This is a genomic window from Roseobacter sp. HKCCD5988, assembly GCF_037830355.1.
In the GTDB taxonomy this organism is placed as follows: domain Bacteria; phylum Pseudomonadota; class Alphaproteobacteria; order Rhodobacterales; family Rhodobacteraceae; genus M30B80.
In genome coordinates this window covers 1,356,765-1,369,446 of sequence record NZ_JBBLYJ010000001.1, presented here as the reverse complement: position 1 = coordinate 1,369,446, position 12,682 = coordinate 1,356,765, and the positions used below count along the sequence as shown (strand labels likewise).

The 12,682-nt window shown below is 53.5% G+C and carries 10 protein-coding genes and 1 tRNA gene; 2 read left to right on the top strand and 9 right to left on the bottom strand.

Going from position 1 to position 12,682, the window contains the following annotated elements; all coding sequences use genetic code 11:
- Positions 1–9 precede the first annotated feature (9 nt).
- The 4 genes from AAC636_RS06810 to pyrH form a co-directional block, all read right to left on the bottom strand.
- A complete protein-coding gene (locus tag AAC636_RS06810; RefSeq protein ID WP_340300872.1) occupies positions 10–798 on the bottom strand; it encodes a phosphatidate cytidylyltransferase in 789 nt (262 codons plus the stop codon).
- Positions 795–1,565, bottom strand: coding sequence for an isoprenyl transferase (locus AAC636_RS06805; protein WP_340300871.1), 771 nt, complete (start codon positions 1,563–1,565; stop codon positions 795–797). The genes AAC636_RS06810 and AAC636_RS06805 overlap by 4 nt, the downstream gene beginning before the upstream one ends.
- Positions 1,531–2,097, bottom strand: a complete 567-nt coding sequence (frr, locus tag AAC636_RS06800; protein WP_340242782.1) for a ribosome recycling factor — start codon at positions 2,095–2,097, stop codon at positions 1,531–1,533. Before frr ends, AAC636_RS06805 begins: the two co-directional genes overlap by 35 nt.
- Before the next feature lie 69 nt (positions 2,098–2,166).
- Positions 2,167–2,898 (bottom strand): UMP kinase, encoded by a 732-nt coding sequence (gene pyrH, locus AAC636_RS06795; RefSeq protein WP_340301107.1) that lies wholly within the window; start codon positions 2,896–2,898, stop codon positions 2,167–2,169.
- Between the two features lie 128 nt (positions 2,899–3,026).
- Here pyrH and miaA point away from each other — a divergent pair, with 128 nt between their 5' ends.
- Positions 3,027–3,989 carry a tRNA (adenosine(37)-N6)-dimethylallyltransferase MiaA gene (miaA, locus tag AAC636_RS06790; RefSeq protein WP_340300870.1) on the top strand — a complete coding sequence of 321 codons (963 nt, stop codon included), beginning with the start codon at positions 3,027–3,029 and terminating at the stop codon, positions 3,987–3,989.
- A 52-nt stretch (positions 3,990–4,041) separates the two neighbouring features.
- Positions 4,042–4,917: a helix-turn-helix domain-containing protein gene (locus AAC636_RS06785; RefSeq protein ID WP_340300869.1), complete on the top strand. Its 876-nt coding sequence runs from the start codon at positions 4,042–4,044 to the stop codon at positions 4,915–4,917.
- Between the two features lie 12 nt (positions 4,918–4,929).
- Here the strand turns inward: AAC636_RS06785 and AAC636_RS06780 are convergent, their stop codons facing one another.
- From AAC636_RS06780 to AAC636_RS06760, 5 genes are all read right to left on the bottom strand, one after another.
- On the bottom strand, positions 4,930–5,952 hold the full coding sequence (locus tag AAC636_RS06780; protein WP_340300868.1) for a quaternary amine ABC transporter ATP-binding protein: 1,023 nt from the start codon (positions 5,950–5,952) through the stop codon (positions 4,930–4,932).
- A complete protein-coding gene (locus AAC636_RS06775) occupies positions 5,949–6,839 on the bottom strand; it encodes an ABC transporter permease (protein ID WP_340251395.1) in 891 nt (296 codons plus the stop codon). The genes AAC636_RS06780 and AAC636_RS06775 overlap by 4 nt, the downstream gene beginning before the upstream one ends.
- A gap of 84 nt (positions 6,840–6,923) precedes the next feature.
- Entirely contained in the window at positions 6,924–7,937 is a 1,014-nt protein-coding gene (locus AAC636_RS06770; RefSeq protein WP_340260748.1) for a glycine betaine ABC transporter substrate-binding protein, read from the bottom strand.
- A gap of 417 nt (positions 7,938–8,354) precedes the next feature.
- Positions 8,355–12,014, bottom strand: coding sequence for a vitamin B12-dependent ribonucleotide reductase (locus AAC636_RS06765; RefSeq protein WP_340300867.1), 3,660 nt, complete (start codon positions 12,012–12,014; stop codon positions 8,355–8,357).
- Between the two features lie 546 nt (positions 12,015–12,560).
- Positions 12,561–12,637 (bottom strand) — tRNA-Pro (locus tag AAC636_RS06760).
- Positions 12,638–12,682: the final 45 nt, after the last annotated feature.

Genomic DNA, 12,682 nt, shown 5'->3' with positions numbered 1-12,682 from the left:
AATTTTCCCTTATTGCGGTGGGAAGCTTGTTAAGCTTTCAACCAAGAGTAGCAAAGCCGCAGCGCCAATCATACCATCAAAACGGTCAAAAACCCCGCCATGTCCGGGCAATAATCGTGAGCTGTCTTTAACCCCCACATGACGCTTGATGGCGCTTTCCGCCAAATCGCCCATCTGGCTGGCCAAGGCCAAGGCGACTGAAATTGCAATAATCCCTGCACCTGCTTCTGTTTGGGTCATATAGGCAACCCCAACACAGCCCGCACCAAACCAGCCTGCAATCGTTCCAGACCATGTTTTCTTTGGGCTAACACGCGGCCAAAACTTTGGCCCGCCCACAACGCGGCCAACGAGATAGCCTGCAATATCGGTCACAACCACAACCAAAACGAGCCATGTCATCCAGACAAAGCCAAAGGTCTCGCGATGTTCCAAAAGGCCGTAAGCGGCAAAGCTGATCAATAGCGCGAAGGGCATATATTTCTCGCGCCGTTCTTGCAGCAAAACAAGACAAAGAAAGGCAGGCAAAAACAAAACAGGCAGCGCATAGGCAGGTGGCAGAATATGGGCGGCATAAAGACAGGCAATCATCCCTGCCCCAAGCCCCGCCGAGCGCATCAACGAGGCGCCCAACATCACGGCCAATTCCCATATCAAAATCCCTGCGATCAGGAAAATCATGCCAACATAAACGGGGCCACCCAACCAAACCGCAGAAAGACCCGTCACAGCCATCAAAAGCCCTGTGATCATACGCGGCCAGAAATCAGAAAACAGGCTTTGAGGTTGATCGCTCACGCAGTGACCCCACCAAAACGGCGCTCGCGGAGACCATAGCGGGCGAGAATTTCTGCAAATTCTTGGGCAGTGAAATCAGGCCAAAGCGTATTGACGAATTCATATTCAGAATAGGCCGATTGCCACAAAAGGAAATTCGAAATGCGCGCCTCGCCCGATGTGCGGATCACCAGATCAGGATCAGGCAACACGTAGGTGTCGAGATATTTGGGGAAGGTTTCGTCATCAATATTAGCGGGTTTGATTTTCCCCGCGGCCACATCATGGGCCAAACGCTTGGCGGCACGGCTCACCTCATCGCGGCCGCCATAATTCAAGGCAACCGTCAAATGCAGCTTGTCATTTTCAGCGGTCATCAATTCGAGATTGTCCATCATCTCGACCAAGGACGGCTCAAGGCGCACGCGATCCCCGATGAAGCGCACCCGCACCCCTGCCTTGATCAAGGCCTTGGTTTCACTGGTCAGATACCGCCGGAACAGGCGCATGAGGCCCGCAACTTCTGTTTGGGTGCGTTTCCAGTTTTCGGTCGAAAAGGCGAAAATCGTCAGGTATTTTACACCTAAATCAGGGCAGGCCCGCGCGATTTCCTTGACCCGCGCAGCGCCCGCATGATGGCCAACAAGACGCGGGCGGCCGCGCATCTTTGCCCAACGACCATTGCCATCCATGATAATGGCGACATGGGCAGGATTTCTTCGGCTCATCCGCGTATCCCCTTTTTTGCTTTGCCTAGACCTGCATAATCTCGGCTTGCTTGCCCTCAAGCGCCGCGTCAACTTTGGCGATAAAACTATCGGTCAACTGTTGCACTTCGGCCTCCCAGAATTTCTGATCATCCTCACTCAGGCCCGTTGATTTGGCTTTTTTGATTTGATCCATCCCGTCACGGCGCAAATTGCGCACTGCCACACGGGCGTGTTCGGCATATTGCGCAGCAACTTTGGTCAATTCGCGGCGGCGTTCTTCATTCAATTCGGGGATCGGCAGCATGATGATCGTGCCGTTGAGTTGCGGGTTAATACCCAAGCCAGATTCACGAATGGCTTTTTCCACCTTACCGACCATTGCCTTGTCCCACACATTGATGGTGACCATGCGCGGCTCTGGCACGTTTACGGTGCCCACCTGATTGATGGGGGTCATCTGGCCATATGCCTCGACCATCACAGGTTCGAGCATTGTGGCGGAGGCGCGGCCTGTGCGCAGAGAGGCGAATTCCGTTTTTAGGGCTGAAATTGCGCCCTCCATCCGGCGGGTCAGATCATCTAGATCAAGTTCGAATTCATCTGCTGACATTGCCTCACTCCTCGCTTGTCAGGTCGCTTTGGCCCCATATAACCTGCGGGGCTGCCTGTTTCTATGGCTTTAGCGCACTTTTGTATAGGTTCCCTGCCCCGACAAAATCCCTCGAAAGCCACCTGGCTCATCAAGGCTAAAGACAATGATCGGGGTGTCGTTTTCGCGCGCAAGCGCGATGGCCGAGGCATCCATGACGCCTAGATGCTGTGCGAGAACCTCATCGTAGCTGATCTCGTCAAAGCGTTTCGCATCGGCGTATTTTTTGGGATCTTTATCATAGACCCCGTCCACCTTGGTGCCCTTAAAGATTGCATCACAATGCATCTCATTGGCGCGCAATGTGGCGGCTGTATCTGTTGTGAAATACGGGTTTCCTGTGCCTGCTGCAAAAATACAGACGCGCTTTTTCTCCAAATGGCGCACCGCACGGCGGCGGATATAAGGCTCGCAGACCTGATCCATCGGAATGGCCGAGATCACGCGGGTAAAGACCCCAAGCCCCTCAAGCGCGCTTTGCATCGCAAGCGCGTTCATCACCGTGGCCAGCATCCCCATATAATCGGCTGTGGTGCGCTCCATCCCCTGCGCGCTGCCTTGCAAGCCGCGAAAGATATTGCCGCCACCAATGACCATGCAAATTTCCACCCCCAGATCATGCACCGATTTTACCTCGCGCGCGATCCGTTCGACTGTAGGCGGATTGAGGCCAAAGCCCTTATCGCCCATCAAGGCCTCGCCCGAAATTTTCAGCATGACGCGTTTATAGGTTGTTGTGGGGGTGGCATCGCTTGCGGCCATGATATCCTCGTTCAAACGGGTGGCAGGCCGCAGATCGGGCCAAAGCCACCAATGGGTGATTGAGCTTGGCACATCATCGTCTAAAATGCGGATCACTTCAACGGTCGCGCCTGCCCTAGCGACTAAATATGCCAAAGCACGCCCAAGCGAAACCAGATATTGCTAGGCGCGCCGCAAAAGATCAGGAAAAAGGCACGGCATTGGACGCATTTAATTTGGAATTCGCAAAAGACATTGCGCCTGATCGTCCGATCCTGATTGCGGGGGCCACGGCCAGCGGGAAATCTGCGCTTGCCCTTGCCTTGGCTGACAGGTGGGGTGGGCAAATCATCAATGCAGACGCGCTGCAAGTCTATGACGGATGGCGCGTCTTGACCGCCCGCCCCAGTGCCGCGGACGAGGACAGATGCCCGCATCATCTTTATGGGCATGTCCCGTTTTTGGGCGATTATTCCGTGGGGGCATGGCTGCGCGATTTGGCGCCGCTGCTGCGCACAGGGCCGCGTCCCATTATCGTGGGGGGCACAGGGCTTTATTTTCGTGCGCTAACCGAAGGTTTGGCCGAAATCCCGCCCGTGCCAAAGGCCGTGCGCATCGCGGCAGATGGACAAAGCCATGCCGCCCTTTTGGCAGATTTAGAGCAATCCGACCCCGTGATTTATGCAAAGATTGACCGACAAAACCGCGCCCGCGTTCAGCGCGCTTGGGAGGTGTGGCGCGCCACAGGAAAACCCCTCTCGCAATGGCAGGCCGAAACGCCTGCCCCCCTTCTGCCTCTGGATCAGGTGGCGGCGTTCAAACTCATGGCGGATCGAGATTGGCTCAATGACCGCATCGCCCGCCGTTTCCATACGATGATAAAAGAGGGCGCATTGGATGAGGCGCGGGCCGCCTTGCCCCATTGGGATCAGCTGCAAGGCGCGGCCAAAGCCATCGGCGCACCTGAATTGATCGCCCACCTTCGTGGTGACATTTCGCTTGAGACAGCCATAGAGGCCGCCATTATCGCCTCGCGCCAATATGCAAAAAGGCAACGGACGTGGCTGCGGGCGCAGTCCACAGGATGGACAGATCTATATATTCCTGTCTAAATTTTAGGTGCCTATAAATTTGGGGACATAGGCACGAATCGGATAGGGGATAATGTCGGATCAGCAAGAGGTGGGCCCTACCAACGCGCCCGCCTATGCCGCACGAACGATTGGTCAAATTCGACTTCATGGCGCTTGGCGGCATGAATTGGCGCAGCACTGCCCCAAATCGCGCTTGTTTTGGCTGACGCGCGGCACAATCCGCATCACAGCGGAATTCCACCCGATCATGGCCACAGGCCCCAAGATTTTATTCATTCCAGCCTCCATGCTGTTATCCCTTGAATTGCCCACGCAATTACAAGGCCATGTGGCCTATTTCCCAAATCTTGCCGATTTGGAATTGCCGCAAACATCCCTTTGCCTCACCCCCAGTTCCGCCGGAGCGCAGGTAGAGTTAACGGGCCTCATTGAGCGGATGGCGCGGCTAGAAGATGAAGACACCCCTTCCGCGAGACGCATGAAACGGGGATTTGGTCTGCTGCTCTCAGCGATGCTTGAGCGTGAAACACTCATTTCCAACCAACGTGACCGCGATGCCACCCACAGATTGCGCACCCAAATCAAAAAGCCCAGCAAATCAGCGCAGCTCCTCTCGCGTTTTGCGGCGCTCTTGGCGCAAGGGTTCAACGCGCAATTGGGCGTGTCCGACTATGCCGCACGCCTTGATGTGACGCCCACCCATCTCACGCGCATCTGCCGCGAAATCACAGGGCGCACGGCCCTTGCCCTGATCAATGAGGTGCTGATGGCCGAGGCCCGCCGCCGTTTGGTCGACACCGATGACAGCTCAGCAAAAATCGCGCGCGATTTAGGCTATTCGTCACCCGCCTATTTCACGCGCGCCTTTGGCCAAGAAACAGGCACAACCCCCACCGGATATCGCGAACAAAAAAAGGGGCAATGGCACAGCACGCCCCACCGATAGCCCCTGTTTCCCTTAGCCATGCAGCGCCTCAATGACAGCGCGGGTAGTGATTTTTCCCTTGGGCTGACCCCGTTCTTCAACAATTACGGTGTTGCCCTTTGATTGCGCGACCACCATCAGCGCATCTTGCAAAATGGTGTCAGCATCCAAGCGCGGTGCAGAGTCAGGCAATTTCCCGCGACCCAGAGGTTGCATGATGGAACCCAATTTGATCACGCGGGCGCGGTTGATGTCCTTGATGAAATCCTCAATGTAATCATCGGCAGGACGCAACACGATATCTTGCGCGCTGCCTTGCTGCACCAAATGACCATCGCGCAAAATCGCGATATTGTCGCCAAGGCGCAGCGCCTCGTCCAAATCATGGGTGATGAAGACAATCGTTTTGTGCAGTTCCTTTTGCAAATCAATCAAAATGGATTGCATATCATAGCGGATCAACGGGTCGAGCGCAGAAAACGCCTCGTCCATCAGCAAGATATCCGCATCCGTTGCCAAACCGCGCGCCAGACCCACGCGCTGCCGCATGCCGCCCGATAATTGCCCAGGGTAATTGTTTTCATACCCCTCAAGCCCCACGCGGGAAATCCATTGCTTGGCCCGCTTTTGGGCCTCGTTCTCATCCACGCCTTGCACGATCAAACCATAGGTGACGTTTTCAATCACACGGCGATGCGGGAAAAGACCAAAATGTTGAAACACCATCGACATCTTGAAACGCCGCAGATCCCGCAAAGCATCCTTGTCCATGGTCAGAACATTTTCGCCATCCACAAAAATTTCACCTGCGGTCGGCTCAATCAGGCGGTTGATATGGCGGATTAGGGTGGATTTACCCGACCCAGAAAGACCCATCACCACCTGAATATTTTGCGGCGCAATATCAAGCGAGACGTTATCCACGCCTAGAACATGCCCCGTTTCTTCGCGCAAAGCATCCTTGCCCATGCCAGATTGGACGGATTTCAAAGCCTTTTGGGGCGATTTTCCAAAAATCTTATAAAGGTTTTTGATCTGAATTTTGGCATCGCTCATTTCTCGCCTCCCTCACGATGCGCCTGTAGGCGTTTGCCATAGGATTGGCTGACGCGGTCGAAGATGATGGCCAGCGCGACAATCGCCAAACCATTCATCAAACCAAGGGCCAAATATTGGTTGGAAATCGCGCGCAATACGGGCACGCCAAGACCCCGCACCCCGATCATTGACGCAATTACAACCATGGCCAAAGCCATCATGATCGTCTGGTTCACGCCTGCGAAAATATTGGGCAGAGCCAAGGGAATTTGCACATCAAATAGCTTCTGCCGCGGGCTTGCGCCAAAGGCCTCGGCCGCTTCTAGAACCTCGCGATCCACCAATCTGATGCCTAGATTTGTTAGGCGCACGATGGGGGGAATTGCATAAATGCAAACCGCAATCAGACCGGGAACCTTGCCAATGCCAAGCAGCATCACAACCGGGATCAGATAAACAAACGACGGGATTGTCTGCATTATATCCAAAATAGGTGTTATCACACTTTGAATCCGATCGGATTTCGACATTAAAATTCCTAGTGGAATGCCAATTACTATGCATACAACAGTGGCCACCGAAATAATCGCAAGCGTGGCCATGGTTTCTTCCCACATATCGAAGTAGCCAATTAATATGAAAGCAAGAAATGTTCCAACTGTAATTTTCATTGAGCGGGAACCCACCCAAGCTAAACCGCATAAGACGATTAATATTAACGGCCAGGGCGTTGCCAAAAGAAGCTTTTCGAACCACACAAGAAAATGCAGGAGAGGGCTAAAAAAAATTTCTAAAGCTTCGCCGTAGCTTCGAGAAAAAGACCTAAAGCCCTCATCTATGCCTTGCCTTAAAGCACTTAAGTCGCGCCTGCCAATAGAAGGAAACTCAAGGAAAAAATCCCACATGCGTTGTAACCTAAGTTATATGTATTTGAAAAAGCGGAGAGGCAGCCGCCTCTCCGCTTTAGTTAACGTGTGTTATAATTATTGTCAGAGTGCATCGCGGATCATGCTCGCCGCGTCTTCACTCACCCATTGTGACCATATATCCTCATGGGTCAGCAGAAATTCGTACGCCGCGTCTTCGCCAGTAGCCTGATTATCAGTCATGTAAACCAGCATAGCGTTCATCACAGAACCTGGAAAAACCCGATTTGCGAGATAATCCACAGCAATGCCACCCTCTTGCTGCAAACGATCCGTTATCACTGTGTGAACCTCCGACTCTGTATAGCGGGAAGGTTGAGGATCAGCACATTCCTGCTCTGGCTTAACAATACAACCATCCCAGTTTTCTGAACCACCCCAGGGCGTTTCCCATTCTAGCAAAGTTAAGTTATACTTTCCAATTACGGCTGTCGGCGCCCAATAATAACCGAACCAGTATTCTCCCCGATCAACCGCGCGCGCAATAGATCCGTCGAGACCCGCAGCAGATCCTGGGTCAACAAGGTGCCAGCCGAGGTCTTCCATTCCGAATGCCCGGAATAAATTCGCATTCGACAACTGACATCCCCAACCCGCGGGGCAACCCATAAAGGCGCCAAGACTTTCATCCTCCGCCCATGGAAACAGCTCAGGGTGCTGTAGCACTTTTTCTACAGTGTCGAGTTCGGGATAATCAGCTACGAACTGTGGATCCACCCACCAGCCTTCACCTAGTTGGGTGATTGGACCCTCAACAACCGAATGCAAACTACCTTCAGCGACAGCTGCGGCCAAAGGATCTCGAACCGCATTGATCCAAAGCTCCGGCGCAACATCTGGCTCAGCTTTCTCGTTCATAGAGGCAAAAGTTGTCATGGTCGCTCCTGGGATTAGCTCGACCTCACACCCATACCCTTCTTCCAGGATAATCTTGTCAACATTTGCCATTAATTCGGCTGAGGCCCAATCCATTTCAGCAATGGTCAATGAACCACAATCTTGCGCAGATGCAGCCCCACCAAACCCAAGCGCGGCAGCGCCAACAATGCCAGCGGCGAGCGGTTTTACGAATTTCATATGATCTCTCCTGTCGGTCGTTTTATTTTGGGCCGCGCAAAGCGACCCAGACGAATTATGTCGCTATCGTTCTATATCGACTTAAAATTCTCAAGCTCTTATTTCAAAAATAGACTTAACACACTGAAATAATGTGATTAAAAATATTTTACAACCCAAGAATGAATATCGAAAAAGCGACATTTCTTTGCTTTGCGACACCATTTTACAATTCAGTTACAAACCAAACGCCACAAAAAATGGGGGCGCCGATGGCACCCCCAGTTTCGCTGATCAAGCTCACTCTATTTACCGCCCGTTATTTCTGCCTGCGGCTTGATCCGCGTCAGGGGCGAGCGCACCCGCCCCGTGTTCCCCTCCCGCCGCGCGTGATCGTGGGCAAACGATCATCAGCGCGGCGGGATGGAAAATCTGTGCTTAACTGCAGCCCGATGTGCCGCCGCAGGTGTTGCACTTCATGCATGTGCCGTTGCGCACGAGGGTGTAGTTGCCACATTCCCCGCAGGCCTCGCCCTCATAGCCTTGCATCTTGGCCTTTGTGCGCGCGTCAATCTCAACGGCGGCTGTGGTGACAGCAGCAGCTTGCACCGCCTCGGCCACGACCGCACCAGATTGGCCGACCGCCGTAGCGGCAAGGCTAGAGACACCCCCCTGCAACACGACCAAATCCTGTGGGACACGCTTGCGCAAATAGCCTGTTGAGCTGATCTGTTTAAGCACTTCCAAGGATTTTGACGCCGCGCTGTCGGACAGTTCCTTGACGTTCGAGACACCCTCTTCGACACCGCGGCCCATATCGTCAAAGCTTGCGCCTTCTGGCTTTACATGGGCCAAATCGGTGCGGTCGAGATAGGACACCGCCAATTCACGGAAGATGTAATCAAGGATCGAAGTTGCATTCTTGATCGAGTCATTGCCCTGCACCATGCCCGAAGGCTCGAACTTGGTGAAGGTGAAGGCATCCACGAATTCCTCAAGCGGCACACCATATTGCAGGCCAACCGAGACTGCGATGGCGAAGTTGTTCATCATAGCACGGAAGCCTGCGCCCTCTTTGTGCATATCGATGAAAATCTCACCAAGCGCGCCATCGGCATATTCGCCTGTGCGCAGGTAGACCTTGTGACCACCCACAATTGCCTTTTGGGTGTAGCCTTTGCGGCGCTCAGGCAGTTTCTCGCGCTTGGCGCGGGCCACTTCCTTGATCACAATCTTTTCGATCACCTTCTCCGCCAAAACGGCCGCTTTTTCTTGCGGGCTGCCGCTTTCAAGGATTTCTGCCGCCTCGTCATCATCTTCGACCAAAGCCGCTGCCAAAGGCTGGCTCAATTTCGAGCCATCACGATACAGCGCATTTGCCTTAATCCCCAAAGACCAGCTCAATTCATAGGCCTCTTGGCAATCTTCGATTGTCGCCGAATTTGGCATGTTGATCGTCTTGGAAATCGCGCCAGAGATAAAGCTCTGCGCTGCAGCCATCATATAGATATGGCTGTTGACCGAGAGGTAACGCTTGCCCTTCTTGCCGCATGGGTTGGCGCAATCGAACACGTTGTAATGCTCTTCCTTGAGGAAAGGTGCGCCCTCCAAGGTCATCGTGCCGCAGACATGATCATTGGCAGCTTCGATGTCCTTCTTCGAGAAGCCCAAATGTTGCAGAAGATTGAAGCTCGGATCATTCAGCTTGGCCTGCGGAATGCCCAAGGTTTTGGTGCAGAATTCCTCACCCAAGGTCCACTGGTTGAACACAAAGCGGATATCAAAGGCCTGTGGCAAAGCCGCTTCGATCTTGTCCAATTCAGCCTGACCAAACCCATGCCCCACCAAGGCGGTATGGTTGATACCAGGCGCATTGCCAAGCGTGCCATGGCCGACCGCATAGGCAATGATTTCTTCAATCTCGGAAGAAGAATACCCCAGTTTTTCCAAGGCGGCAGGCACAGAGCGGTTAATGATTTTGAAGTAACCACCACCGGCCAGTTTTTTGAACTTAACCAAGGCGAAATCGGGCTCGATGCCTGTTGTGTCGCAATCCATGACCAGACCGATTGTGCCCGTTGGCGCAATCACAGTGGCCTGAGCGTTGCGATAGCCATGCTTTTGGCCCAAATCCAACGCCTCATCCCATGCTTGTTTGGCCAGATCGACCAGACGCGTATCAGGGCAGTTGGCGTGATCCAATGGCACAGGGGTGACGTTGACATCTTCATAACCATCCGCCTCGCCATAGGCCGCACGGCGATGGTTACGAATGACGCGCAGCATATTATCCTCGTTGCGCTTATACCCTGAGAATGGCCCCAGTTCAGACGCGATTTCCGCAGATGTTGCATAGGACACGCCCGTCATAAGTGCCGTCAATGTACCACATAATGCGCGCCCCTCATCACTGTCATAGCCCAAGCCCATATTCATCAACAGGCCGCCAATATTGGCATAACCCAGACCCAAGGTGCGGAAATCATAAGAAAGCTGCGCGATTTCCTTTGAGGGGAACTGCGCCATCATCACCGAGATTTCCAAGGTCAATGTCCAAAGCCGGGTCGCATGCATATACCCATCTGCATCAAACTTGCCATCCTTGAAGAAGGTCAGCAGGTTCATCGAGGCAAGGTTACAGGCCGTATCGTCCAAGAACATATATTCCGAACAGGGGTTCGACCCACGGATCGGCCCGTCTGCAGGGCATGTGTGCCATGCGTTAACGGTGTCATGGAACTGAATGCCAGGATCGGCGCAGGCCCATGCAGCATGACCAACCTTTTCCCACAGATCACGGGCCTGCAGGGTTTTGGTGGGCTTGCCGTTCACGCGTGATTTCAGATGCCATTCCGCATCATCCTTGATCGCCTGAAGGAAATCATCCGTCACGCGGATCGAGTTGTTGGAATTCTGACCCGAGACGCTGGCATAAGCCTCGCTGTCCCAATCTGTGTCATAGGTCGGAAATTCAATCGACGTGTAACCCTGACGCGCATAATCCAAGACGCGCTTGACGTACGTTTCGGGGATCGACACCTTTTTCGCAGCGCGGATTGCATCCTTCAGCGCGCCGTTTTTCGCAGGGTCGGTCGCATCCGCGAGATCCCCGTCCCATGTCTTGACCGCCGCAAAAAGGCCGTTGAGCATTTTCTCATGCATCTTCGAGCCAGCAACAAGCGAAGCAACCTTCTGTTCTTCGATCACCTTCCAATCGATGAAGGCTTCGATGTCAGGGTGGTCTGCATCTACGATCACCATCTTTGCCGCGCGGCGTGTGGTGCCGCCAGACTTGATGGCGCCCGCCGCACGGTCACCGATTTTCAAAAAGCCCATCAGACCGCTGGATTTGCCGCCGCCCGACAGTTTTTCACCTTCGCCCCGCAGCATCGAAAAGTTCGTGCCTGTGCCAGAGCCATATTTGAACAGGCGCGCTTCACGCACCCAGAGATCCATGATCCCGCCTTCATTCACCAGATCGTCCGCAACGGATTGGATGAAACAAGCATGCGGTTGGGGATGCTCATAGGCCGAGGCTGATTTGGTCAGCTTACCCGTTTTATAATCAACATAGTGGTGGCCTTGGCTTGGGCCATCAATGCCGTAAGCCCAGTGAAGGCCTGTGTTGAACCACTGCGGGCTGTTTGGCGCTGCCATCTGGCGCGCCAGCATCAATTGCATTTCTTCGAAATAGGCGCGCGCATCGGCCTCGGCCGAGAAATAGCCGCCCTTCCATCCCCAATAGGCCCATGCCCCTGCCAAACGGCGGAACACTTGCTTGGCCGATGTTTCGCCCACAATGCGCTGATCTTCGGGCAGCTCGGCCAAGGCCTCGTCATCCGCCACATGGCGCCAAAGGAAATCAGGCACACCCTTTTCTTTCAAGGGCTTCAGCCGTGCAGGAACGCCTGCTTTGCGGAAATATTTCTGTGCGATCACATCCGAGGCAACTTGGCTCCACGATTTGGGAACCTCTACTTCGTCTAGTTTAAAGACGATGGTACCGTCTGGATTGCGAATTTCAGAAGATGTGAGAGTGAATTCGAGATCTGCGTATACATCTGCGCCGTCGCGGGTGAACCTACGTTCAATTTTCATGGCTGCCTCTTTTGTTACTAGCCCTGTTCCAACTACGCGGCCTGCCAGCGTCTTACGCGCTCTGACCGTCTTTTTTTGCGGAACCAGCCCTACACACCGAAACAAATTTGCCCGCACCGCCAAAAGAGGTTCGCTATGACAAAGGTTGAGGAACTGCCCCGCACCGAGACCACTAGATATTGTAGTGCCACTCTCAGTCCCCACAACCTGACGTAGGGACACATATTTGGTCAATCGGTTTTTTTGTGAAATTTCATAATTTTCAGTCTTGAAATCTGCCCAAACTGCAAAACCACAAGAGGCGCTGTGATTCATCAAATCCCTTACAACGGGCTCAATTTGTAAAAGAATTGTTACAGCACGACAGGTTAGACCATGAAACGAAAGCCATGGATCAGGCCGCGCACATCCTGGCGTGGTCTGTAAATAAAAACCTTGGCCCCAAGATCTGCCTACAAAATATAGTATGTCTTTTAGAGATAAATTCACGCCAAACGCGGATCGCGCCCCATCTCAGGCTCAAATGACGATCTGCTTTTGTGGAAGTGGTCGGGGCGATAGGATTCGAACCTACGACCTACGGTACCCAAAACCGCCGCGCTACCAGGCTGCGCCACGCCCCGACTGCGTGCCTCTTAGCGCCTCTTTTCACGGATGAAAAGAGCACT